The organism is Paraburkholderia sp. BL23I1N1 (assembly GCF_003610295.1).
Taxonomy (GTDB): Bacteria; Pseudomonadota; Gammaproteobacteria; order Burkholderiales; family Burkholderiaceae; genus Paraburkholderia.
This window is the reverse complement of record NZ_RAPV01000001.1, coordinates 6,733,984-6,759,820: the sequence shown is the minus strand read 5'-3', so window position 1 is coordinate 6,759,820 and position 25,837 is coordinate 6,733,984. Positions and strand designations below refer to the sequence as shown.

The following is a 25,837-nucleotide window of genomic DNA, read 5'->3' as shown; positions in this document are numbered from 1 at the left end:
GCCAGGCTTGCCTATCCGGACTACGTAACAATGACGGCATCGTCCCGAACGAAAAGCCGCACGGTGGAACCGGAATTGGGCGTGCTCTCGATGAGCAGCTTCGCGTCGATCAGCCTGGCGCGTTCGGCCATGCCCTGCAGGCCGTACGAGAATCCGGCCCGTGCGGCAACCATATCGAAGCCTCGACCGTTATCGCTGACGGTCAACTCGACACCCGCTTCGGTGTTGGCCAGCGTCACATCGACACGCGATGCGCCGGCATGGCGGGCCACGTTGGTCAGCGACTCCTGCACGATGCGAAATAGCGCTGTCGCGCGGAAATCCGAGAAGCTCGGTTCGGAGCCCGTGACATGAAATTGACAAGGAATGTGCGTATGGCGGGTGAAATCCCCGGCGAGCCATTCCAGCGCGGAGGCGAGGCCGAAATTCAGTGCGACCGGCCGGAGGTGGCTGGCCACATTGCGCACGATCTGGATGGTCTGCTCAACCAGATCGCGCATCTCCTCGGCTTTTTGCATGGCGGCGGAACCGGGCACCAGTTGCATCCTCAGCAACGACACATCCATTTTTAATGCAGTCAGCAACTGGCCGAGTTCGTCGTGAACTTCCATCGCGATGTGCTTCCTTTCCTCCTCGCGAATGGCTTCCAGATGCGCGGACAACTGCTGCAGCTGTTCGCGCGACGCCAGCAGTTCCTGCTCGGTCCGTTTGCGCACCCCGACTTCCAGTTCGAGCCGGTCGCGATGGCGTCGCAGGCTTTCCACCGCATGCTTGCGAGCCGTCATGTCGGTTAGCAGGCCTTCAAGCCCCCTCAGGCTGCCGTCGTCTCCTGCCACGCCGCGTGCATTCAGCTGAACCCAGATCGATGTGCCGTCGAGACGCTTTAGCTGCAACTCGAGTCCCACGATCTCACCCTCTTTGCGCAGAATTTCCTGCAGGGTGGCAATCTGATCGGGCGAGAACGGTTGTTTGTGCGGGGCACTCGCCGCGGCCTCGATAAGGTCAGGCACGTCACGATATCCGAGCAGTTGTGCCATGGCCGGATTGGCCTTATCCAGTTGCCCGTTCTGATCGAGCAGGAAGATCCCTTCGAGGGCGTTCTCAACGATGCTGCGGTATTTCCGTTCACTGGCGCGCAGACACAGCGTCGATTCCTGGAGGCGGTCGGCCATGACATTGACGCGCAAGGCGAGCCGCCCCAACTCATCGCCGGATTCAACGGCACAGCGCGCGCGAAGGTCGCCGCTCGCGATCCGGTCGACCATCTCCTCGAGACGGTTGATCGGGCTGCGCACCATTCGCTTGAGCAACAGGAAAGTCGCGGCGTAGAGCACCGCAACGACGGCCGTGATCATGGCGAGAATCGCCCGGCGGGCGTCGCTGATCGCCCTGCTCTGCCACCGCCCTCGTGAGGACGACGCGAACCTCGCCGATCTTTTCCTTTGGCGCATCGCCGGGTGGGGTGTATTCAATTGCCCTGACGCGCACCACGCTGTCGCCGGGGCTCGGCTGGACCGTGCTCCCCACCGTGGACACCGTGCCGTAGCCCACGGCCGTGACCGTGAATTGGGCCACTTCGGGATTCGGTGCGAGCGCGGCAAGCTGGCCGTTGATCGCGCCTACATCGATGTTCCACAAAGGTTGAGCGAGCGACCGGCTGAACAGATCGGCGATCCGGGTGGCGCGCTCCTCCAGTTCGGTGAGCCGGCGCTGCCGTTCGTGTGCGACCAGCACATACGCCGAGGTGCCGGCCACGATCGCGACGAGGACGACGAGCGCGAGCATCAACTTGGTGTGCAAACTGGGCGAGCGTAGCGTAAGCCGTGGGGACATACGCATCATGAGACCCTGGACGCCGTGTTCAGAAGATATTGGAGATTGAAGTCGTAGGGGCCAGGGCGTGGAGATCGGGTTTTCGAGTACAGGCCAAAGTCGAGTATCGCCCCGCTCCGGAGAACGACGTCAGCGTAACGGGCGGCGTTCTCGCGGTGGATCACGCTCAGAAAGTCGAGCTTTTGGCGCAGACCTCCGTTCGCGGCAAAGTCCTTGCCCTGATTGTGATCGTGCAACAGAACCATCGCCCAGGCGCCGATGAAGTAGTCGCCTGCCATCATGGCCGCCAGACCGCCGTCGGCCACCCTGGCCAGTGCCTCCTGCAACGCGCCCATGCCCCCCACCAGAACGCGCGCATTGCGCGCCTCGACGGCGTCCAGTGCCCCGAGCGCCATCGCGTCGTTGGCGGCCCAGATCACATTGGCATCCGGATACCGGGCGAGCAGCACGCGTGCCTTTTGATCGCTGTCGGCAAAGCTCCAGTCGCTGAAGACCAATTGACGGACGCGCGCATTCGAAGCGTGAAACAGGAAGTCATCAACACCGGCAGCACGTTCGAGCGAGACCGGCGTGCTGGGGTCTCCCGTAATGCCGATCACCTGCGCGCCGTTCTGACCCAGTTGTCGATACAGAAATTGCATCAGGCGGTACCCGGCGCGCTCGGCGTTTGCCGTCAACGTGCCGATCCAGTTCAGGATCAGTTGCCGTTCATTGCCGAGCGCGCGACGCTGTTCGGGCGTCAGGTCGTTGTGGATGAGCAGGACCTTCGCCGGCGAGCGCGCCAGCGTCCGGAGCATCTGCTGCGCGGCCATTTTTTCGTTGACGATGACGACGTAGTCCGGCGCATCGGTGCGTCGCGCAACCTCCTCGGCCTGGCGCTGCATCAGCAGATGGTCACGTTCCGCGTACAGAACCTCCAGTTGCATATCGAAGGTTTGCGCCGCCATCGCCATGAATCGGGAGACCAGTTGCCAACGCTGGCCCGTACCGCGTTGCACCGCCTCGCCTGGGTTGAGGAACACCACGCGCGGCGCGCGCCTCGCGGCAAAGACCCGTCCGGACACGCCGGCCAGGCCCGCATATGCGCAGGTGAGCAACGCTTGCCTACGATTCATAAGACGATTCACTCAATTGCCGCCGGGGCGCGCGGTTGCGCGTCGTGCGAAGATCGCGGTTACGCGACAGACACGGCAACGCACATTCTACGTGCCACGCCGGTGTTGGCAATATTCGCATCTGCATTCGCAATTTGTCGCGCTCCCCGCCGCATCCGACATCAGTAGCGGACTCGCGCCGGCGACCTCTCTTTATCGGCAACTGACAGTCCTTTTCACCGTGTCTTGATAGACTTGTGCCTATGTAAAAAACGGGGGAAATGCGTGAGCCTCGACGAATACTACAGGCGGCTGAGTCTGCCGGGCACTGCGTCGCCGGCAGACGTCAAGCGCGCGTACCGACGGCTAAGAGCAAAGTACCACCCGAATCGCAACAAGGGGCGCGAATCGGCAGTCGAGCCGGTGTTCAAGCGCATTCAGGAAGCGTTTGAGATTCTGACCGGCAAGCGTGAGCCGCCCGTGTTCAGCCCGTCGCTTACCCGACGTTTACACTATCGCATCCTCATTGTCCTACTTTGCTACGGGGTCACAATATGCTCGCGAATGGCATCGTTCACAGCCGATTCGATGTTTCCGGGCTGCCACCGGAAAAGCAATTGCTGGCTTATTGGGAGCAGCTTGGCCAAATTGTCGAGGTTGTGCCGTCACGAGAACAGGTTCGACAGCCCTTTGTCTGCATCAACGACCGCTACGACATCGGCGAATTCCGTATCAGCGACACCTATACCGATCATGTCGTGATCGAACGCACCGCCACCCGCATTTCACGCGATAACGCGCGCGGCATCGGTTTTACCCTCTTCCTCGACGGTGAAGCGCATTTGGCAACGACGCTTGCCGGGAGCCGTGAGTACCGTTTGTGTGGGGGCAGCGTACTGGCCACCCACTTTGAACAACCCATACGCGTGCGGCTGCAGGCGTGCCGGTACATCACGCTCGTTGTGTCCTCCGACCTGCTGCGACACGTGTTCTCCGACCCGGAAGCCATACACGGACGCGTGCTCGATCCGAGCGAGCCTGCCACGCGGCTTATCGTCAGGCAAGCTACGACGCTAGTCGAGAACTTCCGGTACATGCCGCTCGAGGCTGGTCGCCGCAAACTCGCCGGCCTCGTTGAACTGATCGCAGCCGCATTCGGAGAAGCGGCTGGTTTGAGTGGCAGCAAGCGAGCCGTCGGCCGCGCGCTCATGTTCGACTATACGCGGCGATATGTCCGCGAAAACCTGCAGGAAGCCGAGCTATCGCCCGATAGCGTCATTGAATCGTTAGGGCTACCACACAGCACGATTTATCGGCTGTTCGAACATGAGGGTGGGCTTGGTGCGTATATTCGTCATCTTCGCTTGCGCGTCGCCGCAGACGAGCTCGTTCGATGTCCGGGCGTGCCGATCAAGGACGTTGGCTATTCAGTCGGCTTCAAAAGCGCATCCGACTTTACGCGTGCGTTTCGGCGCGCCTACGAGATAACGCCTCAAGAAATGCGCCTGAACGATATACCGATATCTTCATGCTGAACAGCGATAGCCGGCCGTATCGCGCAACGCGTCGCAACGTTTCAGCGTGCGGTTCCACACGAGCATTTCGGTGCCCGCGCGCGTGACGCCCTAACGCCTATCCTTTTGGTGATCGGCGGCCAGAAACATATACATCGCCGGCACCACGAACAACGTAAAGAGCGTACCGATCGACAGCCCCGTGAAAATCACGAGCCCCATCGCATTGCGGCCCGCGGCGCCTGCGCCCGAGGCAATCACGAGCGGCACCACGCCGAGCACCATCGCCGCCGTCGTCATCAGAATCGGGCGCAGCCGCACGCCCGCTGCTTCTTCCAGCGCTTCGCGCTTCGATCGGCCGGCGTGTTGCAGCTCGTTGGCGAACTGGACGATCAGGATGCCGTGCTTGCTGACGAGCCCCATCAGCGTGACGAGCCCGACTTGCGTGTAGATGTTCAGCGTCGTCAAGCCGATGTTGATGAAGATCAGCGCGCCGAAAAGCGCCATCGGCACCGAAACCAAGATCACGATCGGGTCACGGAAACTTTCGAATTGCGCCGCGAGCGCGAGAAACACGATGATCGTCGCGAATATCAGCGTGATGACGAAACCGCCGGACTCCTGAACGAACTGCCGCGATAGCCCCGAGTAATCTGCCGAGTACCCCGCCGGCGCGGCCTCTGCGGTCGCCTTGCGCAGAAAATCGAGCACCTCGCCTTGCGACACGCCCGGCACGATCACGCCTGAGATCGTGGCCGAGTTGAGTTGCTGGAAGTGGTTGATCGATTCCGGCACGACGTTGTGTTCGATATGGGCAATCGTCGAAGCCGGCATGACACTGCCGTCCGGCGTGCGCAGGTAGTAGTCGAGCACCTGGGAAGGATTCAGGCGATCGGTCTGCAATACCTGCGGAATCACCTTGTACGAGCGCCCGGCAATCGAGAAGTAGTTGACATAGCCGCCGCCGAGCGCCGAACCGAGCGCTTGCCCCACGTCGCTCTGCGAGAGCCCGAGCGAGGCGACCTTGTCGCGGTCCACAACCAGCGTGGCCTCCGGCTTGTCGAGCTTGAGATCGCTGTCGACGAAGAAAAACATCCCGCTCGCCCGGGCTTTTTGCAGGACTGCCTGCGATACTTCATTGAGGTTTTCAAAAGGCTCGGTCGTGCTGATGACGAACTGCACCGGCAAGCCCTGCGAGCCCGGCAGCGGCGGAAACTGGAATGCCGCGACGCGCGCCCCGGCAATCTGATTCCATTTCTGCTGCAATTCCTGCTGCAACGCAGTCGCGCCCTTGCTGCGCTGGTCCCATGTCTTGAACAGCACGCCGCCGATCCCCTGATTGAGCGTCGGCGCGCCGGTGAGCTGGAACATCTGCGCGTATTCAGGCAACGCTTTGGAGATGTCGAACACCTGGTCCGCGTACATCTGCATCTGCTGGATGGTCGCGTTCGGCGGCCCCTGGATTTGCGACAGCACGATCCCCTGATCTTCTTGCGGCGCGAGTTCCGATTTCGACGTCATGAAAAGATAGACCGTGCCGCCGAGCAGCAGCGCGCCCATGATGGTGAACACGGGCCAGGTATCGAGCGTGCCGTGCAGCAGACGGCCGTAGCCGCGATGAACGCGTTCGAACTGCCGGTCGACAAAGCGCGTGAAGCGCCCCGACTCCTGCTCCGCGCGAAAGAAGCGCGAGCACATCATCGGCGACAACGTCAGCGCGATCACGCCGGACACCGTCACCGCGCCGGCGAGCGAGAAGGCGAACTCGGTGAAGAGGGCGCCCGTCAGGCCGCCCTGAAAACCGATCGGCACATACACGGCAATCAGCACGACGGTCATCGCCAGAATCGGTCCGCCGAGTTCGCGCGCGGCGATCAGCGCGGCGTCGAAAGGCGCCTTGCCTTCCTCCTTCATGTGACGATCGACGTTTTCGACGACGATGATCGCGTCGTCCACAACGAGCCCGATCGCAAGCACGAGCGCGAGCAGCGTCAGCAGATTGATCGAATAGCCGAGCAACTGCATCACGAAGAACGTGCCGATGAGCGACAACGGCATCGCGATCAGCGGCACGATCACCGCGCGAAAGCTGCCGAGGAACAGAAAAATCACCGCGGTGACGATCAGCAGCGCCTCAATCAGGGTCTTGATGACCTCCGTGATTGCCGTGTTGACGAAATCGGTCGCGTCATAAACGATGTCTCCCGTCATGCCGGTCGGGAACTGCTTCTGCAGCCCGGGAAAGACGGCCTTCACGCGCTTGGCCACGTCGAGGATGTTGGCGTCCGGCGCGACCTTGATACCGATGAACACGGAACGCTTGCCGCTGAACGCGACGTTGAAGTCGTAGCTATCGGCGCCGAGCACGACGTTCGCGACGTCTTCGAGCCGCACGATGGCACCGTTCTTCTGCTTGATGACGAGTTGCTTGAAGTCGTCGACGGTGTGCAGGTCCGTACCCGCGTTCAGATCGACGCTGACCATTTGCCCCTTCGTCGTGCCGAGTGTCGCGAGATAGTTGTTGTTGCCGAGCGCCGTGAAGACGTCGCTCGCCGTCACACCGTGAGCGGCGAGCCGCGTCGAATCGAGCCACGCGCGCAGCGCGAACTGCCGGCCGCCAAGCACTTCAGCCGTCTGCACGCCTTCGATCGAATCGAGCTTGGGCTTGACGACACGCAGCAGGTAGTCCGTGACGTTGTTGCTCGGCAGCACGCTGCTATAAAAGCCCATGTACATGGCGTCGGTGGTTTGCCCGACCTGCACCGTCAACACCGGCTGCTGCGCCTGCGGCGGCAACTGGTTGCGCACCGACTGGATCTGCGTGTTGATCTCGGTCAGCGCGCGGTTCGCGTCGTAGTTCAGGCGCAGCGTGGCGGTAATGGTCGACACGCCGGTGCTGCTCGTGGAGGACAGGTAGTCGATGCCTTGCGCCTGGGCGATCGCCGCTTCGAGCGGTTGCGTGATGAAACCGGCGATGGTATCGGCGTTCGCGCCATAGTAAGCGGTGCTGATCGTCACGACGGCGTTTTCGGTCTGCGGATACTGGCTGACTTTCAGGGCGGCCAGCGAGCGCAGTCCGAGCACGAGGATCAGCAGGCTGACGACCGATGCCAGTACGGGCCGCCGGATAAAGAGATCGGTGAAAGTCATCGCGCGGTCTCTCTATTGTTCCTGAGGCGCCGGGTTCGGACTGTCCGCCGGCTGCACGCTGTTGTTGATGATGAGCGCTGTGCCGTTCTTGAGCTTGAGCTGCCCGCTCGTCACGACCTGGGCGCCGGCTTCGACACCTTTCAGGATCGCGACCTGGTCGCCGCGCGTCGGGCCCGGCGTGACGAACACCTGCTGCGCGATGGGCAGCGTCTTGCCCTGCGCGTTGGGTTGGGTGCCCGGCTTGACAATGAACACGGTCGCGCCGTAGGGGTTGTAGGTGATGGCCGTTTGCGGCAGCGTCAGGTAGCGCTGCCCGGCGCCCGCGTCGATCTTCACGTTCGCGTACATGCCCGGCAGCAGCTTGCGCTCGTGATTGTCCACGCTGGCTTCGATCTGCACGTTACGCGTGGTGCTGTCGACTTTCGGACTGACCGACTGGATCTTGCCCACGAACGTTTGCCCGCTGTACGCGTTGGTGTCGACCACGATGGTCTGGCCGATCGCGAGCTGCCCCAACTGCTGCTGCGGCAGGGTGAAATCGGCGTAGATCGGATCGATCGCTTGCAGCGTGACGATCGCATCGCCCGGATTGATGTACTGCCCCGGATTGATCGTGGTGATGCCGAGGCGCCCCGCAAACGGCGCGCGAATCGTCTTCTTGTCGACGAGCGCGGCCTGTTGCGCGACTTGCGCCTTCTTGCCCTTCAGGTCGGCGGCGTCCGCGTCGAGCTGCGCCTTGGCGATTGCCTTGATGCCGTACTGCGCCTTGTCGCGCGTGTAGACCGTCTGTGCGAGTTCTGCCGCGGCCTGTAGCGACTGGAGCAGCGCCACGTCGCTGTCGGCATTGAGTCTGACAAGGATTTGCCCGGCTTTCGCTTCCTGCCCCGAGTTGAACGCCACTTCGCGCACGAGGCCCGCGACCTCGGTAGTGACATCGACGCCGCGCACGGCGCGCAGGCTGCCAACCGCCGCAAGCTGCGGCTGCCACGACTGATAGCCGGCGACGACCGCCGAGACGGTGGCGGGCGGCGCCGCGTTGCTCGCCATGAACTTGCCGAACATGTAGGTGCGGAACTGGTTGAAGCCGACGAGCGCGGCCAGCAGCAGGCCGACACAGATCAGCATGATCACCATCCGCTTGGCCATCGGTTTTCTCTCGGTCATCGTGATGTCCTTGCAGGGCATTGGGCGAAGCGCCGGACGGTCCTTCCTTTCTGATGGTGCATGTTGCAAAGAGCGGTTGAGCGCGTGTCCCGCCGGGCACCATCAATGCGTTGTTGCGGCGGTGGCCGGCGCAGCGGCATTCCACCAGCCGCCACCGAGCGCCTGGAAGAGGGCCGCGGTGTCGGCGTATCGGGATGCCTGGGCCTGCGCGCGACTCACCACCGTTTGGTGGTACTGGCGTTGGGCGTCGAGTAGCGCCAGGTAGCTCACTCCGCCGATGCGGTACTGCCCGCGCGTCAGATCCAGCGAATCGCCGGCGGAGCGCCAGGCGTCGGTCTGCGCTTTCAGACCGGTCGCGTCGTGATCGAGCGCGCGCAGCGAGTCCGCGACGTTCTGGAACGCCAGCAGCACCGTTTCACGATATTGCGCATCGGCCTGCTCGTACGCCGCCTCGGCCGCGCGCTTCTGCGCACTCAGTTGCCCGCCGTGGAAAACCGGTTGCAGCAGGCCTGCGCCGAGACTCCAGATCGTGCTGCCGGCTCTGAACACCTGGGCCGGCGTGAGGGCCTCGGCGCCGTAGCTGGCGGACAACGTGATCTGCGGATACATCGCCGCGGTCGCCACGCCGACTTGCGCGCTGGCCTGATGCAGCACGGCGTCGGCGGCGAGAATGTCGGGCCGTTGCTGAACAAGTGCCGACGGAAGACTGACCGGCAGCGTCTCGGGCAACGAAAACATGTCGAGCCTGAATTCGGGCAGTGCGATGTCGCTCGGCAGTTTGCCGGCCAGCACGGCGAGCTGGTGACGCGCCTGGTCGAGTTGCTGGTGCAGCGGCGGGAGCGTTGCGCGGGTCTGCGCCACCAGGGTCTGTTGCGCGAGTACCGTCGTGCGGCCCACGCCCCCCAGTTCGAATTGCTTGCCGAGTACGCCCAGTTCATCGTCTTCTTCCGCGGCGATCTGCTCGGTGGCCTCGATCTGGGCACGCAGTGACGCTTCCTTGACGGCCGCGGTCACGATGTTGGCGGACATGGCGAGATAGGCGGCCTGCAACTGGAAGCGCTGGTAATCAACCTGCGCGTGCAACGCTTCGAGCTCGCGCCGCGTACCGCCGAACACGTCGAGTTTGTACGACACGTTCACCGATGCGTTGTAGAGATTGAATTCATCGACTACGCCGGGCTGGCCGAACGCGATGCCGTTCAATTTTTCGCGCGTGGCGCCGAGCTGCGCGTCGACGCCGGGCAGAAGGGTGCCGCCGGCTTGCGCAACGAAGTTCTCGCGCGCTTGCCGCAATGCGGCTTGCGCCGCGGCGATGTTTGGGCTGTTCACGAGGGCCTGGCGGATCAGCGCGTCGAGCGGCTCGCAATGAAAGAGCGCCCACCAGGCGGCGGGAATGTCCTGTCCCGGCACAAAGCGTTGCGGCAAGCCGGCGGCCCCAGGAGAGGAGGCCGTCTGCTCGGGCATCGGCGAGGCGGTATAGGTGTCGGTAGCGGGTGCGGGGGGCGTGCGGTAATCGGGACCGACCATGCAGCCGGCCACTGCGGCGCAACCGCAGAGTGCGACGCACAGGCGCCGCCGCCGGACAAGACACGGGCTAACGTCGATCATCGATCCACCTTAAATCGCCTGCGTTTAGACTAAACGAGGGAGCGGACGCAGATATTCAGGCAACGTGAACTTTCGATGCTTCTTTTCCTGACGCGGGAATTTATACCATGCGGCAAGATATCTACGCGTAGCCTAGCATGGTCGATTGCCGCGCGTGGCGCACGAGATCACGTAGTCAGGGCGCTCAATGGTCGTTCAGGCCGCTCCGCGCATGGCGAGGGATTTCCCTGGGTCCGGCGAATCGGCAATGGAATAGGCCGCTGTGCTCCAGCGTTTACTCATCAGGCAATCACGCTCTGGGCGACAAGCCTCCACGGCCTCTACAGCCGGTACACCCGCGGCGTGAATTTGCGCAAGCACACCGACGTGCTAGGTGACGCCGGTAACAGGGCGTCGAAAACGTCGGGATTTACGCGGCCATCCATCATGAACAACCTGTTTCGTGCCGGGACCTTGCTCGTCTGTCTCGGCTTTGCTGCGCCTGCATTCGCGCAAACTTATGACGAGTCACCCTTGTCGGCGGACAGCGCGAATTGCCGTGCAGCTGTCGGGCAGGCAGAAATTGACGGCACGATGCAGCAGATCGTTGGACGTGCGTGCCTGGATAGCGACGGGACCTGGCAGATTGTGCAAAGTGCGGACGGTAGCGCGCTGTGGTACCCCGTCACGGCCTATCCCTATCCCGACCCGTGGTGGTGGGGGCCGCCGATTTTCATCGGCGCGGGCGTGAGCTTGATCTTTGTCGATCATTTCCATCACTTCCACCACTTCGACCATTTTCATCCGATGGGTCACGATCATTTCGCGCCAATGGGAACGGGCTTTCATCGCGCGCCGTTCCCAGGTGGCCATACGGGTGACTTCGGCGGCATGCACGGATCCGGTGGTGGGATGCGAAGGCGCTAGTTCAGGCTTTCCTAACGGGCGGCAAACGGGGGGATAGTAGGGTGGGAAAGAGTCTTCGGGCAACGACCCATGCGCATCATGTGCTTCGTCGTCCTTGCATCGACTCACATCATGCCGCCAAAGCCTCCGGTGCTGCCCACGCCGGATCCGCCGCTCCCGCCCGTGCTGGTAGCACCCGGCGATGTCGCGATCGGATGCGCGGCCCCCGCCGTGGTCATCAGTGTGATGGCCGCCGCGTCCGGTTCGCCGTTGGCGTCGATTGCGCCGCGCGCGAGGAGCGCTTCGAGATCACTGTCCTCGCCTGGCTGGCCGACAGTGAATGCGGTGGTCAGAAAGTTTTGGGCGAAAAGCGTCACACCGTACGTTTGCTGCAGATTCTGGACAACAGCGGCCTGCGCAGTCAGAACGTCGGTCTGATTCTGCAGCGTCTGCTGGAAGTGCGTGTTCGCCGCGAAGCCGGCGATGAGCCCGTTTTCATTCGTACCGAGTTGCGCCGCCAGATACGACAGCAACAGATCTGTCTCCGGCGTGACGTTGTACGTGCCGCCCGCGAACGCTGTGGAGTGCAGCGTCGTCCCGTCCGAAGTCGCGGCGATCATGCATGGCGTCGCTGCGCCGAAAGTCGCGTGGTAGTTTCCGTTCGCATCCGCTGCGACCGACATCGAGCCCCGCGCGCAGTCGATGCTAACCGTCGCGTTCGCGAGTGCCTTGCCGGTTGCCGCCGTCCCGGCGATCGAAATCATCGACGTGCTGCTTGTGCCACCACCGCCTCCGCCGCCGCAGCCGGCGAACAACGCAGCGGATGCAGTTAGCAGCCCTGCGCTGACAGAACGAATGACGTGCTGTTGTCGAGTGCTCATCGAAGTCTGCCGTTGGTTCGTACCACCTCTAAACGATCCGGCGCGGCGTCTATTCCATCTTTTGTGCAAAACCTGACGCATGTGAATGCGTGGCGAAGTCGTCCAGGCACATGCTTTCGAAAAACTTTCGTCTGCCAATATTTGGTATACCCCTCCCCCCTATATGAAATATACTCCCCCTCGGTATATCGGAGATCATCAATGAGTCACACCATTCGCGAAAAAAAGAAGCTGCTCAACCGCGTCCGGCGCATCAAGGGGCAGGTTGAAGCCATTGAGCGCGCACTCGAGGAAGAGCAGGGGTGCATTGACGTCCTGCAGCAGATAACCAGTTGCCGCGGCGCAATGAACGGCCTGCTGGCGGTGGTGCTCGAGGACCATATCCGCACCCATCTCGTCGATGCGGAATCCCATGAAGAATCGACCGGCAGCGCGACTGACCAGCTTATCGAGGTCGTTCACAGCTATTTCAAGTAGGGCAGGACATGAGCGATTTCAAAAACGCCGCATTCGGCGCGGGACACGACCACATTTTTCTGGGCGCAGCCCATGAGCAGAACGAGCGCAGGACATGGGCGGTCATTGCGCTATGCAGCGCGATGATGCTGATTGAAATTGTCGGCGGCAGCATGTTCGGCTCGCTTGCGCTTGTTGCCGACGGCCTGCACATGTCGACGCATGCCGGGGCCATGCTGATTGCGGCCCTGGCGTACACCTATGCGCGCAGGCACGCCACCGACTCCCGTTTCGTGTTCGGTACCGGCAAACTTGGCGACCTCGCGGGGTTCACGAGTGCCATCGTGCTCGCGATGATTGCAGTGCTGATCGGCTACGAGGCGGTGTCGCGTTTTCTATCGCCGGTACCCGTTCACTTCGGCCAGGCGATTCCTATCGCGGTGGTCGGCCTGCTGGTCAACGTGGCAAGCGTATGGCTGCTGAGCGGCAGCGACCACGGCCATAGCCACGGACATGGACATGGACATGGCCATAGCCATAGCCATCAACACGGACACGAGCACGAAGTCGAGGAACATGCGCACCACGACGACGCGCACGAAGCAGCGACTCGCGACCATAACATCCGGTCTGCCTACGTCCACGTGATGGCGGATGCAGCGGTCTCCGTGCTGGCTATCATCGGTCTCATCCTGGCGCGCGCATTTGACTGGCTCTGGATGGACCCGCTCGCCGGCATCATTGGCGCGCTGGTGATTGCAAACTGGTCCTATGGGCTGATGCGCGACACCGGTGCAATTTTGCTCGATATGAGTTCCGACCGGCGCATGGCGGAGAACGTGCGCAATGCGATCGAAGAACATGGCGACAAGGTTGTCGACCTGCATGTATGGCGAGTGGGCCCGGGTCACATGAGTGCCGTGGTGGCCGTAGCAACGGGTGAATCCCAGCGTGATTCGCGGTTCTATCACACAGTGCTCGAACACTTCAGCGGGCTGTCGCATGTCACCGTTGAAGTGCAATCGTCACACGCGGCGGCCTGAATCACGGCAGTCGAGTCGCGATGTCCAGAACGTGAAGGGCGTCGCTTCGGCGCCAGCAAGGCTGTGCGAGGAAGCTCGACATTGTCTGGCGGAATGTCGAGCTTCCTCGTCAAGCATGACTAATCATCCTGCCGGATGGGCGTGTCCGCTATCGCTCATCGTGCGCGCTTCGTCGTATTCGCGCGAGATGTCCTTATTCGTGTAGTCACCCAGCCGCGAGGCCGCGAACAGGCTGAGCAGCGCACACACCAGCACATAGCCCGCGATCGCATAGCCCGAATGGTAGTAAGCGAAGAGCGCGGTCGCAATCAGCGGGGCAGGACCGCCGGCAATCACCGAGGCCAACTGGTATCCCATGGATGCCCCGCTGTAACGCAGCCGCCCCGTGAAGGATTCGGCGATCAAAGCGGCCTGGGGACCATACATCATCGAATGCGGCACCAGCGAGAGCACAATGGCCGCGAAAATCCACATCGGATTCCTAGTGTCGACCATTGCAAAATAGAGGAAACCGAATACGCCCACGGCGGCGGCGCCGATCATGTACATCCGCCGCCGCCCGATCAGGTCGGACACATGGCCAAAGAGCGGGATGGTGGCGAATTCCAGCACGGAAGCGGCCAGCACCGCCGTCAGCAACAGGTCGCGTGTCACACCTAATGTCGTGACGCCATAGGTAAAGACAAAGGCCGTGAAAATATAGAACGGTGCCTGCTCGGCCATGCGCGCAAACGCCGAGAGCAGGATGTCTTTCGGCTGCCGGCGCAACACCTCGAGCATCGGCGTTTTCTCGATCTTGCGTTCAGCCAGGAGCTTTGCGAAGATCGGCGTCTCGAGAATATTCAGGCGGATGTAGAGGCCAATCGCGACCAGCACGATGCTGAGAAAGAAAGGTACGCGCCAGCCCCACGTGAGGAAACCGCTGCCGGAAATCTGACTCATGGCCAGCACGGCGAGGTTGGCGAGGAACAGCCCCGCCGGCACGCCGAACTGCGGCCAGGAAGCGACGAAGCCGCGATGCGCGTTGGTGCGTGCCCATTCCATCGACATCAGGACCGAGCCGCCCCATTCGCCGCCCACGCCCACGCCCTGGATAAAGCGCAGCACCGTGAGCGCGACGGCGCCCCAGATGCCGATCGTCGCATAGGTTGGAACAAAGGCCACGGCAAACGTGGCGAGTCCCATCAGTAACAGCGTGACGATCAGCGTGGCCTTACGTCCGATGCGATCGCCGTAATGGCCGAAAATGGCCGCGCCAACCGGCCTCGCGATAAAGCCAACGGCGTAGATCAGAAAGGCCTGTAGTGTGCCGACAAGTGGGTCCGACCCGGGAAAATACAGCTTGGCGAAAACCAGGCCGGTGACCGTACTGTAGAGGAAGAAGTCGTACCACTCGATCGTGGTACCAATCGTGCTGGCGATGACGGCGCGGCGCAACTGCCGCCGGGCCTCCTCATCGGAGAGGGGCGTCGCCCCTGATAGCGTGGCAGCCATTTGAGATCTCCCACAAAAAAGGGCGAGATCCTGAATAGACCATTTTCGCGACGAGAGGTTCCGGTGGTGCAGGGTTCACCCGACAATGTGCGTCACGATAGTTAGCATGACGATTGATATGGCGATTGAATCCAAAGACGAATCTCAAGGCGAGTCTCAAGACGAATCTCAGGACGCTCCACAACGGGGCGGTCGGGAACATGTTTTGCTGCTCCAGAACATAGTCATGAAGGACTGAGAATGTCCCGTTCTCACTTCGCAGCAACGACCGGCGTTCCCTCGATCAAAGACCGGATCCGCGCCTGATCGGTCGGTGTCGCCGGGTTGTAGACAACCATTTGAAGATCCGGCCGCCCGTTGACGGCGAAAGATGAGTATTCCATCGAGATCTGCCCCAGTACGGGGTGGTGCAGATGCTTGACCCCGTCGCCGTGGGTTTGCACCTCATTGTCCCGCCACATGGCGGCGAACTCGGGGCTTGAGCGGCACAGTTCGTCGACGAGCGGCGCCACTTCGGCGTCGGCGCCCGCCCGCGCGGCATCGATCCGGAAAGCGCTCACCACGTGGCGCGCCACGTTTGCCCAGTCGAACTGCGCGGCACGGATGTGGGGATCGCAGAAGATCATGCGCAGGATGTTGCGTTTTTCAGGGGGCAGGGAGCCGTAGTCGGTGAGCACGGCCGCGGCGGCGTGGTTCCAGGCAACGATATTCCATGTCGCAGTCCTGACGATTGCCGGACTGTAGGGAAGCGCATCGAGCGGGCGCTGCAGCCGCGGCGTGATCGCGTCGCTGTCGCGATAGCGCACGTCGGGCGGATGGCCGAGGCCGAGCAGGAACACATGTTCGCGCTCGACCTCGGTTAGCATCAGGGCCTTCGCGATGCGGTCCAGCACGTCTGCCGACGGGTTGCCACCGCGCCCCTGCTCCAGCCAGGTGTACCAGGCCGCGCTGATATTGGCGCGCTGCGCCACTTCTTCCCGGCGCAGTCCAGCCGTCCGCCGCCGGCCACCGGAAATGCCGAAGGATGCGGGGTCGAGCTTTGTCCGCCGGTTCTTCAGATAGTTGCCGAGCCGATTGTCGCTCGCGTCGTTGTTCACGTGGGCCATGCGTAACCTGTTAAGACGTATACCCGGATAAAGTCACCGCTTTAGCAGGATGATTTTGCCTCGTATATGGCTCTCAATCAATCGAATTGGGAGGTGCTGGGCGGCGTGCTTGAAGGCGGTGCGCATCCAGGGCCCAACACAAGCCGTGACGTTGAACTGAAGATTTGTAAGCGCCCATTCAGGCGAATCGGTTCGCCTGACGAGGTTGCCAGCGCGGCCGCCTTTCTGGCGAGCGACGATTCGGCCTTCATGGCCGGCGCGAATCTCGTGATCGACGGGAGATGGACCGCGCGGTAAGTCTGGACCGCGTCATTCTTACTCGTGCCGATCGATCGCTGAATGTGGCAGAAGACGGCCCGCGATTGGCGCACCGCGTGTCATTTTGAAGCGCCCGAGCATGTTGCAATTCAGGTTCAGAACGTTTCCCAGGCCGCGTTCGCCGTGCCGGCTGCCGATGGCGCGGGCTTGTGAGTGGTGGTGGTCAGAGCAGCCCTCGGCTTTGCGGGCTCCACACGACGCGTGGCCGGAAGCCGGGGAGTAGGCGGGCGAGGCTTGCTGTGCGGAGTCACCACGCGTGACGCCGCTTGCCCCGTATCGGCGACCCTGAACACGGCAACTGTTTCCTTCAGCCTGGTTGCCTGCTCTTCAAGCGACTGCGCGGCCGCTGCGGCCTCTTCAACGAGCGCTGCGTTCTGTTGCGTCACTTCGTCCATCTGGCCGACGGCTTGATTCACCTGTTCAATGCCACGGCTTTGCTCTTCGGACGCCGCGGCGATCTCGCCGACAATATCGGAAACGTGCTTGATTGCCTGCTTGACCTGTCCCATGGTGGCGCTGACTTCGGTCGCCTGCCTCGCGCCGTCCTGAATCACGTCCACCGAAGAACTGATCAGCTCCTTGATCTCCTTGGCCGCTGCCGCGGAACGCTGAGCGAGGCTGCGGACCTCACTGGCCACCACGGCAAAGCCGCGTCCTTGCTCACCCGCACGAGCGGCTTCAACAGCCGCGTTCAGCGCGAGAATGTTCGTCTGGAAAGCAATGCCTTCAATGACACCGGTGATTTCGGAAATCTTGCTTGAACTGCTGCTGATTTGACCGATGGTCCCGACCATGGCCTGCACCGAGTCGTTACCCGTATCGGCCATGTCCGTCGCGTTGGTGGCGAGGGCGTTCGCCTTGCGGGCATTGTCGGCATTCTGCTTCACTGTTTCGGTCAACTGCGTCATGCTGGCCGCTGTCTGTTCGAGAGAGGCGGCCTGTTCCTCGGTGCGCGCGGAGAGGTCGGTATTGCCGCTTGCAATTTCGCGCGACGCCACGCTGACCGACTCGGTGGACACCTTGATCTCGCGGACCGTATTGCTGAGTTGCTGGTCCATTTTCTTCAGTGCTTCGAGAAGCTGGCCGAACTCGCCACCTGAATCGACGACGAGCTGATTGTCGAGTTTGCCGTCCGCGATATGGTTCGCGACGTTAAGAGCCTTGTTGAGGGGTTGGGAGATTGCTCGAAGCAGGTAGGCAGATGCACCGATGGCAACCACAACGCCCGCGCCGAGAAGAACAATGGCGATCCAGAGAATTGTCCTGAACGTCGATTCGCTATCGTCGACAAACTTCCTGGCCTGCAACAGGTTGAGCGCGGAATCCTCATTCAGCGCATCTCTGAGCGCATTGCCGACTGCGGCTCCCTTATCGACAGATGCTGTCGCTCCGTCGTAGTTGTTGGCGCCGAATGCGGTGACCGCCTCGTCAGTTAGTGTTTTGAACTGGGACAAGGCGTTCTTGATCCTGTCGGCGATCTCACGCTCCTTGTCGCTGGAGATGCCGTTCGGATAGTAATGATTCCACGCTTTGTTGATATGTTCCTGGTCGCTATGGATGACCGCAATCGAGTCGTTCGTTTTTGCCGGGTCATGATAGACCTGAATTCGCCGCAATTGAAGGCGAATATCGAGGGTGGCTTCGCGAAGATCGGACAGGTCGGCGATCGGCAGGGTGTTGCCGGTGTAGCCGTCGGCAATGTTCGAATTGAGTCTGGAAAGCCCGAAGACTCCGAACAGCCCAATCGCAACCATGAGTATTACGCACGTGCTAAATGCGAGAATGATCTTGAATCTGATCGTTTGTATATAGCTACCCATGGTGTCTCCCTGAAATAGTTAGGGGCAAGCTTCCGTCCCGACGAGGTTGACGCCGAGGGCGGATAACCTTGACCGGTACATGGGTATACGGCAATGGCGTTCGATCTATATAGCGGGACTTGGGTAGGGATTTGCTGGTTTTTTTGTGAGGATGTGCTGTAAGGAAAAATGTAAGGATGCCTGAACCATCGTGGCATAAGGACCTGGCTGGCAGATCTGCTTGTTCAGCGAAATTCAGGAAAATATTGTTGCAAGCTTCGAGTGCGGCAATTGAAATGAAGCCGTCATTCATCAGGCATTTTTATGGGCCGGTCGGTGCGGTTCACGTCGTCGCGCCGACGAGCCGCTGGACGCCGGCGGAAGCGGAGGCACGGTTGGCGCCCGCGGTGATCGATTGCGCACGCGGTATCAGCAACTCGATCAGAACGCTCGCCTGAGGGTTGAGGGCGGGCACCGCCCGAGCGGCCGCGCTCAGGGAAACGCCGGAATCGTCGGATCGGTGCCCTCGATGTCCGCTTCCGGATGATGGCTCTTGACCAGTGCTTCGATTTCGTCGACGCGATCTTTCCCGACGTCGACCATCATCAGCAATTCGCCCTTTTCGATCGCGCTTTCAAAGCGCCTCAGGCGCGTGCTCGGAATGCCGACACCGATCATGGTCGCGGTCCACGCGCCAAATCCCGCACTCGCCAGCGTCATCAGCACGACCACGCCGCCCGCGATCGTCAGCCCGGCTGGTGGAAAAGCCATCGCGACAAGGCCCGCGAGCATGCCCGTCACGCCGCCCGCAGCGGTGCCTCGCGCCAGCGCGGGAAGCAGATCGCTGCGCTGCGTCAGCGTTGCCTCAGGCAAGTGCTCGAGGTGCACGTCCGGACGCGCGAGTACGTGGATATGCCGCCACTCGACCCGCTTTAGCAACAGCTCGTCGATGATTGATTTCCCGCTCTTCACATCGGGCAATAGAAAATAAATGCGCCGCATGTCAGGCCTCCTATCGGGAATAATCGCCGGTTGGTTCCGGCGACGAGACGAAGCCTGCCGCCACGATGACGACCGCTTCGCACGTTATTTATCTCAGACATCGAAATACAGATAAAACTCCCACGGATGCGGACGCAATTTGATCGTATCGATCTCGCGTTTGCGCTTGTAATCGATCCAGGTCCGGATCACGTCTTCAGTGAAAACATCGCCCTTGCGCAGAAATGCGTTATCGGCTTCCAGCGCGGCGAGGGCCGCGTCGAGCGAGCCGGGCACCTGCCGAATGTTGGCGGCTTCTTCGGGGGGAAGGTCGTAGATGTTCCGGTCGAGCGGATCGCCCGGATCGGTCCGGTTTTCAATACCGTCGAGTCCGGCCATCAGCATCGCCGCAAAAGCGAGGTACGCGTTGGCCGACGGGTCCGGACAGCGGAACTCGACGCGCCGTGCGTTCGGCGAATCCGAATACATCGGAATGCGTGCCGCGGCGGAACGGTTGCGCTGCGACATGGCCAGATTGACGGGCGCTTCATACCCCGGAACCAGACGCTTGTATGAATTGGTGGTCGGCGCGCAAAACGCCATCAGCGCGGGCGCGTGCTGCAGCAAACCGCCGATGTACCAGCGGCACAGGTCGGAGGTCAGCGCCCAGCCGTTTGCATCGTAGAAAAGATTCTGTCCGTCTTTCCAGAGGCTCTGATGGCAGTGCATGCCGCTCGCGTTGTCGGCAAACAGCGGCTTGGGCATGAAGGTGGCCACTTTCCCATATCGGCGCGCCACGTTCTTGCACACGTACTTGTAGATCATCACGTTGTCGGCCATGCGCGTGAGCGTTGCAAACCGCATGTCGATCTCGTTCTGACCGGCCGTCGCGACCTCATGGTGATGCACTTCAATCTGGACGCCGGCTTGCTGGAGCGTCAACGCGATCTCCGAGCGGATATCCTGCAGCGTGTCGTGCGGCGGCACCGGGAAATAACCTTCCTTGTAGCGCTGTTTGTAGCCGAGATTGCCGCCGCCGTACGCGCCCTCGTCGCAACCTGTGTTCCAGTCGCCTTCGGCCGATTCGACATAGTAGAAACCGCAGTGCTGATCCTGGCCGAAGCGGATGGAGTCGAAGATGAAGAACTCCAGTTCGGGCCCGAAATAGCAGGTTGTTGCAATGCCGCTCTGGCGCAGATAGGCCTCCGCTTTGTGCGCCACATAGCGCGGATCGCGCGAATAGCGCTGCTGCAACACAGGATCGACCACGTCGCAGATGATCGACAGCGTGGGCGTTTCGCAAACCGGATCGACGAAGGCGGTGGCCGGATCGGGCCTGAGCAGCATGTCGGATTCGTGTATTTCCTGGAAGCCGCGGATCGACGAGCCGTCGAAGCCGATCCCGGCCTCGAACAGGCTCGGATGAACTTCGGGAAGCGTGATCGAGAAGTGCTGCCAGAGGCCGGGGAGGTCGGTGAATTTCAGGTCGACGATCTGGATATTGGTGTTCTCCAGCAGATCGATCACATCGCTCGCGCTTCCAGGCCGAGTGACGTCGAAGCGACCCGCGTCGACCGATACCGCGAACGGCGATCCAGAAGCGTGTTGCGTCGTGGACATTGGCGACCTCCCTTACCGGCCCTTTGCCTTTAGTCCAACTTTAGCCTGTCCACATGGCAAAACAAGGCGACCGCGCAAGGCAACCCGCGCAAGGCAACTCCGCGAGACGGCCCCGCGCCTCGCTACCGGTCTGCGGCCAGCCCCTTCAGATAGGCTTCGCCGGCATCTTGCGCCGCGGCGCGCATGGCAAACGTGTCGTCCGAAACCAGTGAACGTTTAACCTTTTGTGCCCCAAAGTCGACCAGCGTAATGACCCAGACATACTCGCCGGCCTGCTCGGCCGTTTGAACGAATGCGCGCACGTCTTCGCTGTCGTTTGCCTTTGTGTTCATTGTGACCTCCTGAGAAAGAGTCGCGGAAAAAAACGGCTCGCGTTCCGGATTGCTACCTGTTTTATGGGAGTTTGCCGATAATCGCGCTGCATTCGTCCTTCGTGAATGCACGGAGCGTTTGCGTACGGACATTGCCCGCGGAGCCCAGCGCGTAGCCGAATGCCGCGAAGCTTTGCTCATCGGGTGCGTCGACGATTGTGACAATGTCATATTTGCCCACCGTCCAGTAGATCTCTTTCATTTCACAGCCAAATGACTTGGCTAACTCTGCCGCTTGACCGGCCCGCTGAGGGCTGTTTTTGATGTTGCGAATACCCTGATCGGTGAATTGTGCAAGAACCACATAAGTCGCCATGACGATTCCCCTTACGATTGGTACAAGAAGGGACTCAGACGCGCAAGCCGGACCGCGAACGCGGTTCTTGAAAGCGTTTTGCGCGCAATCTGAGTGTAGGCAATGGAAGCGCGTGCCACCGGTTGTTTGCCGTTGGTCCGGCGCCGTGGTGCGCCCGGTTATTTGGGAATTCTTGACGCTTGCGCTTTGTGCAAGAATCCAGATTCTCTCAACGAGGACGGAATGCAGTCATGGCTGACCATTACAACAATCACCTGGACGTTCGAAGACTTTCTCCGGCGGAGTGGGCGCAAGCCTTTCCTGTGATCGCTCAATTGCGCTCACTTGATGAAGTCGAATTTCTCAAGCGAGCGAGGCGGCAATCGCATTCCGGCTACGAGCTAGTCGGCGCCTTTCAGGAAGGCAAGCTGATCGGCGTGATGGGAATGAGGCCCGTCCATACGTTGGCGCGTGGGTCGCACTTACACATTGACGACCTTGTGGTCGATGCGGAAACACGGGGCAGCGGTGCGGGACGCGCTTTGATGGAATATGCGGAGACCGATGCGCTCGCTCGCGATATGACTGCGGTGTTTCTCGACGCACGGCCAGATGCCGTTCCCTTCTATGAACGGCAGAATTTCGTGTTGCATCCTGCGCCGTCGATGAAGAAGGTGCTCACGTCGTCATGACGGCGCTCGGCCGCGCGGGCTTGCCCGACGACATCGGCCCGATGATCGCGTCGCTGCTGTCCGAAGATAATCGTTGGGTTAATGCCCAGCGTATTGGAGTCTCGGGCGGCCTGTCGATCTAGCCTTGACCTAGGTATTGGCTACCAGCAGTTCCTCGGCATCGTTCGGCGGGCGCAAACCGTCCGTCCTGCCCACGAAGTAGCGCTGCGTAAGATCGGCCGCCGAGACGTGCCGTGCTTCCTTAAAGCCTGCTTCGTAGGCCTGCGTCAGAATATCCGGCGGAGTGAAGAAGCTGAGGAACGGTGTACCGCTTGCTCGCGCGCCTTTCTCCGCCATTTCAAGCCCAGGACGTACTTCGGGATCGGCCGGTTCCAACGGAAGCAGGAACGTCATGGCGAGTGTCGATCCGGGCGCGAGCGCCGCGACATCACGCAGCGTGGCCGCGTTCGCCTCCCGGGTGAGATACATGCTCACGCCGGTGGAGACCACGATTGCCGGTTTGCTGTCATCGAAGCCGGCGCTCACGAGGCCGTCCCGCCAGGACCCGCCCGCCTCGAAATCGACCGGCACGAAGCGCAGCCAATCCGGCACGCCGAAGCCGAGTTCGATCAGGCGCTGACGCTTCCATTCCTGAGGAATCGGCTGGTCGATCTCAAACACCTTGAGGCCCGATGCGATCTCCGGTCGTCGCTGTGCAAAGGTGTCAAGGCCTGCGCCTAGAATGACGTACTGACTCACCCCGCGGCCGGCCTGTTCCACGACCAGGTCCTCAATGAAGCGAGCACGCGCCACGATGGATGCGCGAAAGGGGCGCGTGAACTGAGGGTCCATGTCCCCGCGGCTGCGCCAGCCTTCGTCCGGGGCCAGCAGCTTAAGGCCGGTTGTGTCTTCCAGCACATGGGGCAGGGCGTCGGCCTCGACATGCAGCGCGCGCCACAAGGCGACACGCGCTGCCGTGCTGTCCGGTGCTGCATCTTGCTTGTCGTTCATGGGTTTCTTTCCTGTTCGTTCCTTCGTCTTCGCCTGAAGCGGACCTGCGCTTACTGGCTCCAATTGCAGAGGCGCCGCGCTTCCTCAGAAGTATTCCCGCGAGGACAATGGTAATCTTGCGCCGCTTCAGTCAACAAGTCCGATCACCACCCCGACATTAAACCGGCCTGCGCGGCATTTTCCGCGCAGGCATCCAACACCGACCGAAAGAGCAATCATGACAAGTTCCATCTACAGCGCATCCGTCCCGGTTTTCAAGCAAATGCTGACCGCCTTGTCCGACGTGCTGAAGAAAGCCGAAGCACACGTCACCGACAAGAACATCGAGCCGAACGCACTGCTGCAGGCGCGCCTGTTCCCGGATATGTTTCCCCTCGTGCGTCAGGTGCAGATCGCTGCCGATTTCGCCAAGGGCGTCAGTTCGCGCCTGGCCGGCGTGGAGGTGCCGTCGTGGCCCGACACCGAAGTCACGTTTGCCGACCTGCAAGCGCTGATCGCCAAGGCGTTGACGCACATCGGCGCGCTCGAGGCCGCTCAATTCGACGGTAGCGAGAACAAGGAAATCGTCCTGCGTCCGGGCACGCCGAAAGAGAAGAAGCTGGTCGGCAGCGCCTATCTGCAAAACTACGGCCTGCCGCAGTTCTTCTTCCACGTGACGACGGCCTACGCGATTTTGCGCCACAACGGCGTGGAAATCGGCAAGCGCGACTATATGGGTTCTTACTGATCGCCGGCGCGGGGGAGGCGAGTGACCGGCCGGCTCACGTCACCCCCCGCGCAAAATTGACAGACTAAGGAAATGAATTTCAGAGCCATCAGCCTTATAGCAATCACCTGCTTTGCGTGTGCCACTGAAGTCGTTAGCCACGCGGCCGACGATCAGCAAAACAGAATCGGTCAGACAGTCACCCGCGCCATACAACCGGTCATGGCGAAAGACGGGATCCCCGGCATGGCAGTTGGGATCGTCGACGGTGACAAACACTACGTATTCAACTATGGACTGGCGTCGACGGAAACGAGAAAACCCGTCACCGGTGACACCTTGTTCGAACTGGGTTCGGTCAGCAAGACCTTGACGGCGACGCTTGCGTCCTATGCGCAGGTGCGTGGCGATCTATCTTTGTCGGATCAGTCGGGCAAGTACCTCCCGTCTCTGCGAAATAGCGAGTTCGGCAAAGTCAGCCTTCTCAATCTGGGCACCCACACGCCCGGAGGGCTCCCCTTGCAGGTGCCGGACACTATCCGCAACAACGATCAGTTGATGCAGTATTTCAGGCAGTGGCAACCGGCCTACGCACCGGGAACCTATCGCACTTACGCCAATCCCGGCATCGGCGCGCTCGGCCTGATAACGGCAAAGAGCATGGGTCAGGATTTCAGCAGGCTGATGGAAAATCATCTGTTTCCTGCGCTTGATATGAAGCGAAGCTACATCAACGTTCCCGCGGGGAAACTGAACGACTACGCTCAGGGCTATACGAAACAAGGTACGCCGATCAGAATGGCACCCGGGGTGCTGTCCGATGAGGCCTACGGCGTCAAAACCACGACTGCCGACATGATCCGCTTCGTAGAAGCCAACATGAATCTGGTCCAGTTGGACCCGAAGCTCCAGCGCGCGATCACGGATACCCACACGGGATACTTTAAAGCCGGGGCGATGACCCAGGATCTGATATGGGAACAGTATCCGTATCCTGTCAATCTGCAGACGCTTCTGGACGGAAATTCACCGGAGATGATCTTCAACGCAACGCCAGTGACTGAAATAACGCCGCCGCAGGCGCCCCGTGAAGATGTCTGGATCAATAAGACCGGTTCGACCAACGGCTTCGGCGCGTACGTCGCGTTCATTCCGCAGAAGCGGCTGGGGATCGTCATCCTCGCCAATAAGAACTTCCCTATCGAGGAGCGGGTAAACGTTGCATACCGGATTCTCACGTCGCTGGCCAACGAAGAACAATGAGTGCGCAAACCGCACTCATCGACCGTAGTCCTTAAGGAGAGCAACCGATGAGCCGCCCTGATTTCATCAAGCATTGGACCGAACTGGAAGAACCGGATGCGCATTCCTATCGCGGCGATACCGAAAAAATGGCGCTAGACACGCCGCTTTCCGCCGCGCTCGGTGTTACGCGTATCGGCATTCATCACGTGAGGCTTCTGCCTGGCCGGCGGACCTCCTATCCGCACGCCGAAAGTACCGAGCAGGAGTTTGTGTACGTGCTCGAAGGCAAGCCCGAAGTCTGGATCGACGGCGTACTTCATCCCATAGCGGAAGGCGATTCCGTCGCGTTTCCGGCAGGCACTGGCATCTGCCACACCTTCATCAACAATACGAAAGGCGAAGTCAGGCTGATGGTGATCGGCGAGCGTCCGCGCGACGACAACCGCATTCGTTACCCGCTCAACGAAGCGCATGAACGGACCCGCGCGGACCGCTGGGTGGACTGGCCCGCGCGACCGCTCGGAGACCATAACGGGATGCCGGACTGAGGCTTACGGCCGGAGCGCAGCCCTGCAAATATCGGCGATTCAGG

General features: G+C 61.2%; 25 protein-coding genes and 3 pseudogenes. 13 read left to right on the top strand and 15 right to left on the bottom strand.

Going from position 1 to position 25,837, the window contains the following annotated elements; translation table 11 throughout:
* Positions 1 to 20: 20 nt before the first annotated feature.
* From B0G76_RS31575 to B0G76_RS31570, 3 genes are read right to left on the bottom strand one after another with little or no spacing between them, the layout of a single operon-like run.
* Complete coding sequence (locus B0G76_RS31575) at positions 21 to 1,298, bottom strand: PAS domain S-box protein (RefSeq protein ID WP_259460885.1); 1,278 nt, start codon at positions 1,296 to 1,298, stop codon at positions 21 to 23.
* Positions 1,216 to 1,785, bottom strand: coding sequence for a hypothetical protein (locus B0G76_RS44305; RefSeq protein WP_259460784.1), 570 nt, complete (start codon positions 1,783 to 1,785; stop codon positions 1,216 to 1,218). Before B0G76_RS44305 ends, B0G76_RS31575 begins: the two co-directional genes overlap by 83 nt.
* Before the next feature lie 53 nt (positions 1,786 to 1,838).
* Complete coding sequence (locus B0G76_RS31570) at positions 1,839 to 2,948, bottom strand: ABC transporter substrate-binding protein (protein ID WP_120295950.1); 1,110 nt, start codon at positions 2,946 to 2,948, stop codon at positions 1,839 to 1,841.
* Positions 2,949 to 3,212: 264 nt separating this feature from the next.
* Between B0G76_RS31570 and B0G76_RS45000 the strand changes: the two are divergent.
* Both B0G76_RS45000 and B0G76_RS31560 read left to right on the top strand, forming a co-directional pair.
* Positions 3,213 to 3,380 (top strand): annotated as a pseudogene (locus B0G76_RS45000) (DnaJ domain-containing protein); the annotation flags it as partial.
* A 101-nt stretch (positions 3,381 to 3,481) separates the two neighbouring features.
* The gene (locus B0G76_RS31560) at positions 3,482 to 4,462 is read left to right on the top strand and encodes a helix-turn-helix domain-containing protein (RefSeq protein ID WP_120295948.1); all 981 of its coding nucleotides are present in this window, start codon (positions 3,482 to 3,484) and stop codon (positions 4,460 to 4,462) included.
* 90 nt (positions 4,463 to 4,552) lie between these two features.
* Here B0G76_RS31560 and B0G76_RS31555 read toward each other — a convergent pair whose 3' ends face one another.
* The 3 genes from B0G76_RS31555 to B0G76_RS31545 all read right to left on the bottom strand — a co-directional run bounded on the left by B0G76_RS31555 (position 4,553) and on the right by B0G76_RS31545 (position 10,363).
* A complete protein-coding gene (locus B0G76_RS31555; protein ID WP_120295947.1) occupies positions 4,553 to 7,591 on the bottom strand; it encodes an efflux RND transporter permease subunit in 3,039 nt (1,012 codons plus the stop codon).
* Positions 7,592 to 7,603: 12 nt separating this feature from the next.
* Entirely contained in the window at positions 7,604 to 8,755 is a 1,152-nt protein-coding gene (locus B0G76_RS31550) for an efflux RND transporter periplasmic adaptor subunit (protein ID WP_120296941.1), read from the bottom strand.
* A gap of 102 nt (positions 8,756 to 8,857) precedes the next feature.
* Complete coding sequence (locus tag B0G76_RS31545; protein ID WP_120295946.1) at positions 8,858 to 10,363, bottom strand: efflux transporter outer membrane subunit; 1,506 nt, start codon at positions 10,361 to 10,363, stop codon at positions 8,858 to 8,860.
* A 426-nt stretch (positions 10,364 to 10,789) separates the two neighbouring features.
* Here B0G76_RS31545 and B0G76_RS31540 point away from each other — a divergent pair, with 426 nt between their 5' ends.
* Positions 10,790 to 11,269, top strand: a complete 480-nt coding sequence (locus tag B0G76_RS31540) for a hypothetical protein (protein ID WP_120295945.1) — start codon at positions 10,790 to 10,792, stop codon at positions 11,267 to 11,269.
* 104 nt (positions 11,270 to 11,373) lie between these two features.
* Here the strand turns inward: B0G76_RS31540 and B0G76_RS31535 are convergent, their stop codons facing one another.
* Positions 11,374 to 12,129 (bottom strand): hypothetical protein, encoded by a 756-nt coding sequence (locus tag B0G76_RS31535; protein WP_120295944.1) that lies wholly within the window; start codon positions 12,127 to 12,129, stop codon positions 11,374 to 11,376.
* Positions 12,130 to 12,330: 201 nt separating this feature from the next.
* On the opposite strand from B0G76_RS31535, the gene B0G76_RS31530 reads away from it, so the two are divergent.
* Both B0G76_RS31530 and dmeF read left to right on the top strand, forming a co-directional pair.
* Entirely contained in the window at positions 12,331 to 12,606 is a 276-nt protein-coding gene (locus tag B0G76_RS31530) for a metal/formaldehyde-sensitive transcriptional repressor (protein WP_120295943.1), read from the top strand.
* A gap of 8 nt (positions 12,607 to 12,614) precedes the next feature.
* The gene (dmeF, locus tag B0G76_RS31525; RefSeq protein ID WP_120295942.1) at positions 12,615 to 13,628 is read left to right on the top strand and encodes a CDF family Co(II)/Ni(II) efflux transporter DmeF; all 1,014 of its coding nucleotides are present in this window, start codon (positions 12,615 to 12,617) and stop codon (positions 13,626 to 13,628) included.
* A gap of 123 nt (positions 13,629 to 13,751) precedes the next feature.
* Here the strand turns inward: dmeF and B0G76_RS31520 are convergent, their stop codons facing one another.
* Positions 13,752 to 15,122 carry an MFS transporter gene (locus tag B0G76_RS31520; RefSeq protein ID WP_120295941.1) on the bottom strand — a complete coding sequence of 457 codons (1,371 nt, stop codon included), beginning with the start codon at positions 15,120 to 15,122 and terminating at the stop codon, positions 13,752 to 13,754.
* A gap of 106 nt (positions 15,123 to 15,228) precedes the next feature.
* Here B0G76_RS31520 and B0G76_RS44300 point away from each other — a divergent pair, with 106 nt between their 5' ends.
* A complete protein-coding gene (locus B0G76_RS44300) occupies positions 15,229 to 15,360 on the top strand; it encodes a hypothetical protein (protein ID WP_259460783.1) in 132 nt (43 codons plus the stop codon).
* 13 nt (positions 15,361 to 15,373) lie between these two features.
* Here the strand turns inward: B0G76_RS44300 and B0G76_RS31515 are convergent, their stop codons facing one another.
* Positions 15,374 to 16,228, bottom strand: a complete 855-nt coding sequence (locus B0G76_RS31515; RefSeq protein WP_120295940.1) for a helix-turn-helix transcriptional regulator — start codon at positions 16,226 to 16,228, stop codon at positions 15,374 to 15,376.
* A gap of 66 nt (positions 16,229 to 16,294) precedes the next feature.
* Here B0G76_RS31515 and B0G76_RS44995 point away from each other — a divergent pair, with 66 nt between their 5' ends.
* Positions 16,295 to 16,525, top strand: a complete 231-nt coding sequence (locus B0G76_RS44995; RefSeq protein WP_120295939.1) for an SDR family oxidoreductase — start codon at positions 16,295 to 16,297, stop codon at positions 16,523 to 16,525.
* Between the two features lie 116 nt (positions 16,526 to 16,641).
* Here the strand turns inward: B0G76_RS44995 and B0G76_RS31505 are convergent, their stop codons facing one another.
* A complete protein-coding gene (locus B0G76_RS31505) occupies positions 16,642 to 18,366 on the bottom strand; it encodes a methyl-accepting chemotaxis protein (protein ID WP_120295938.1) in 1,725 nt (574 codons plus the stop codon).
* Positions 18,367 to 18,674: 308 nt separating this feature from the next.
* Here B0G76_RS31505 and B0G76_RS31500 point away from each other — a divergent pair.
* Positions 18,675 to 18,803 (top strand): annotated as a pseudogene (locus tag B0G76_RS31500) (IclR family transcriptional regulator); the annotation flags it as partial.
* Positions 18,804 to 18,837: 34 nt separating this feature from the next.
* On the opposite strand, the gene B0G76_RS31495 reads toward B0G76_RS31500, so the two are convergent.
* From B0G76_RS31495 to B0G76_RS31480, 4 genes are all read right to left on the bottom strand, one after another.
* Complete coding sequence (locus tag B0G76_RS31495) at positions 18,838 to 19,347, bottom strand: DUF1269 domain-containing protein (RefSeq protein ID WP_120295937.1); 510 nt, start codon at positions 19,345 to 19,347, stop codon at positions 18,838 to 18,840.
* 93 nt (positions 19,348 to 19,440) lie between these two features.
* On the bottom strand, positions 19,441 to 20,946 hold the full coding sequence (glnA, locus tag B0G76_RS31490; protein ID WP_120295936.1) for a type I glutamate--ammonia ligase: 1,506 nt from the start codon (positions 20,944 to 20,946) through the stop codon (positions 19,441 to 19,443).
* A 122-nt stretch (positions 20,947 to 21,068) separates the two neighbouring features.
* The gene (locus tag B0G76_RS31485) at positions 21,069 to 21,278 is read right to left on the bottom strand and encodes a hypothetical protein (RefSeq protein ID WP_120295935.1); all 210 of its coding nucleotides are present in this window, start codon (positions 21,276 to 21,278) and stop codon (positions 21,069 to 21,071) included.
* Positions 21,279 to 21,339: 61 nt separating this feature from the next.
* Positions 21,340 to 21,633 (bottom strand): GYD domain-containing protein, encoded by a 294-nt coding sequence (locus B0G76_RS31480; protein WP_120295934.1) that lies wholly within the window; start codon positions 21,631 to 21,633, stop codon positions 21,340 to 21,342.
* Positions 21,634 to 21,863: 230 nt separating this feature from the next.
* Between B0G76_RS31480 and B0G76_RS31475 the strand changes: the two genes are divergently transcribed.
* Both B0G76_RS31475 and B0G76_RS31470 read left to right on the top strand, forming a co-directional pair.
* Positions 21,864 to 22,304: a GNAT family N-acetyltransferase gene (locus B0G76_RS31475; RefSeq protein WP_120295933.1), complete on the top strand. Its 441-nt coding sequence runs from the start codon at positions 21,864 to 21,866 to the stop codon at positions 22,302 to 22,304.
* A pseudogene (locus B0G76_RS31470) lies at positions 22,301 to 22,426 on the top strand (3-oxoacyl-ACP reductase); the annotation flags it as partial. The gene B0G76_RS31475 and the pseudogene B0G76_RS31470, both read left to right, overlap by 4 nt.
* A 7-nt stretch (positions 22,427 to 22,433) precedes the next feature.
* Here B0G76_RS31470 and B0G76_RS31465 read toward each other — a convergent pair.
* Positions 22,434 to 23,294, bottom strand: coding sequence for a class I SAM-dependent methyltransferase (locus B0G76_RS31465; protein ID WP_120295932.1), 861 nt, complete (start codon positions 23,292 to 23,294; stop codon positions 22,434 to 22,436).
* A 217-nt stretch (positions 23,295 to 23,511) separates the two neighbouring features.
* Between B0G76_RS31465 and B0G76_RS31460 the strand changes: the two genes are divergently transcribed.
* From B0G76_RS31460 to B0G76_RS31450, 3 genes are all read left to right on the top strand, one after another.
* Positions 23,512 to 24,021: a DUF1993 family protein gene (locus tag B0G76_RS31460; protein WP_120295931.1), complete on the top strand. Its 510-nt coding sequence runs from the start codon at positions 23,512 to 23,514 to the stop codon at positions 24,019 to 24,021.
* Positions 24,022 to 24,093: 72 nt separating this feature from the next.
* Entirely contained in the window at positions 24,094 to 25,263 is a 1,170-nt protein-coding gene (ampC, locus tag B0G76_RS31455; RefSeq protein WP_120295930.1) for a class C beta-lactamase, read from the top strand.
* 47 nt (positions 25,264 to 25,310) lie between these two features.
* The gene (locus B0G76_RS31450; protein WP_120295929.1) at positions 25,311 to 25,793 is read left to right on the top strand and encodes a cupin domain-containing protein; all 483 of its coding nucleotides are present in this window, start codon (positions 25,311 to 25,313) and stop codon (positions 25,791 to 25,793) included.
* Positions 25,794 to 25,837: the final 44 nt, after the last annotated feature.

What these genes read in the sequence shown, in the direction of transcription:
- B0G76_RS31575 (WP_259460885.1), bottom strand. Translation starts at nt 1,298, where the DNA reads ATGGTGCGCAGCCCGATCAACCGTCTCGAGGAGATGGTCGACCGGATC.
- B0G76_RS44305 (WP_259460784.1), bottom strand. Translation starts at nt 1,785, where the DNA reads ATGCTCGCGCTCGTCGTCCTCGTCGCGATCGTGGCCGGCACCTCGGCG.
- B0G76_RS31570 (WP_120295950.1), bottom strand. Translation starts at nt 2,948, where the DNA reads ATGAATCGTAGGCAAGCGTTGCTCACCTGCGCATATGCGGGCCTGGCC.
- B0G76_RS31560 (WP_120295948.1), top strand. Translation starts at nt 3,482, where the DNA reads ATGCTCGCGAATGGCATCGTTCACAGCCGATTCGATGTTTCCGGGCTG.
- B0G76_RS31555 (WP_120295947.1), bottom strand. Translation starts at nt 7,591, where the DNA reads ATGACTTTCACCGATCTCTTTATCCGGCGGCCCGTACTGGCATCGGTC.
- B0G76_RS31550 (WP_120296941.1), bottom strand. Translation starts at nt 8,755, where the DNA reads ATGACCGAGAGAAAACCGATGGCCAAGCGGATGGTGATCATGCTGATC.
- B0G76_RS31545 (WP_120295946.1), bottom strand. Translation starts at nt 10,363, where the DNA reads ATGATCGACGTTAGCCCGTGTCTTGTCCGGCGGCGGCGCCTGTGCGTC.
- B0G76_RS31540 (WP_120295945.1), top strand. Translation starts at nt 10,790, where the DNA reads ATGAACAACCTGTTTCGTGCCGGGACCTTGCTCGTCTGTCTCGGCTTT.
- B0G76_RS31535 (WP_120295944.1), bottom strand. Translation starts at nt 12,129, where the DNA reads ATGAGCACTCGACAACAGCACGTCATTCGTTCTGTCAGCGCAGGGCTG.
- B0G76_RS31530 (WP_120295943.1), top strand. Translation starts at nt 12,331, where the DNA reads ATGAGTCACACCATTCGCGAAAAAAAGAAGCTGCTCAACCGCGTCCGG.
- dmeF (WP_120295942.1), top strand. Translation starts at nt 12,615, where the DNA reads ATGAGCGATTTCAAAAACGCCGCATTCGGCGCGGGACACGACCACATT.
- B0G76_RS31520 (WP_120295941.1), bottom strand. Translation starts at nt 15,122, where the DNA reads ATGGCTGCCACGCTATCAGGGGCGACGCCCCTCTCCGATGAGGAGGCC.
- B0G76_RS44300 (WP_259460783.1), top strand. Translation starts at nt 15,229, where the DNA reads ATGACGATTGATATGGCGATTGAATCCAAAGACGAATCTCAAGGCGAG.
- B0G76_RS31515 (WP_120295940.1), bottom strand. Translation starts at nt 16,228, where the DNA reads ATGGCCCACGTGAACAACGACGCGAGCGACAATCGGCTCGGCAACTAT.
- B0G76_RS44995 (WP_120295939.1), top strand. Translation starts at nt 16,295, where the DNA reads ATGGCTCTCAATCAATCGAATTGGGAGGTGCTGGGCGGCGTGCTTGAA.
- B0G76_RS31505 (WP_120295938.1), bottom strand. Translation starts at nt 18,366, where the DNA reads ATGGGTAGCTATATACAAACGATCAGATTCAAGATCATTCTCGCATTT.
- B0G76_RS31495 (WP_120295937.1), bottom strand. Translation starts at nt 19,347, where the DNA reads ATGCGGCGCATTTATTTTCTATTGCCCGATGTGAAGAGCGGGAAATCA.
- glnA (WP_120295936.1), bottom strand. Translation starts at nt 20,946, where the DNA reads ATGTCCACGACGCAACACGCTTCTGGATCGCCGTTCGCGGTATCGGTC.
- B0G76_RS31485 (WP_120295935.1), bottom strand. Translation starts at nt 21,278, where the DNA reads ATGAACACAAAGGCAAACGACAGCGAAGACGTGCGCGCATTCGTTCAA.
- B0G76_RS31480 (WP_120295934.1), bottom strand. Translation starts at nt 21,633, where the DNA reads ATGGCGACTTATGTGGTTCTTGCACAATTCACCGATCAGGGTATTCGC.
- B0G76_RS31475 (WP_120295933.1), top strand. Translation starts at nt 21,864, where the DNA reads ATGGCTGACCATTACAACAATCACCTGGACGTTCGAAGACTTTCTCCG.
- B0G76_RS31465 (WP_120295932.1), bottom strand. Translation starts at nt 23,294, where the DNA reads ATGAACGACAAGCAAGATGCAGCACCGGACAGCACGGCAGCGCGTGTC.
- B0G76_RS31460 (WP_120295931.1), top strand. Translation starts at nt 23,512, where the DNA reads ATGACAAGTTCCATCTACAGCGCATCCGTCCCGGTTTTCAAGCAAATG.
- ampC (WP_120295930.1), top strand. Translation starts at nt 24,094, where the DNA reads ATGAATTTCAGAGCCATCAGCCTTATAGCAATCACCTGCTTTGCGTGT.
- B0G76_RS31450 (WP_120295929.1), top strand. Translation starts at nt 25,311, where the DNA reads ATGAGCCGCCCTGATTTCATCAAGCATTGGACCGAACTGGAAGAACCG.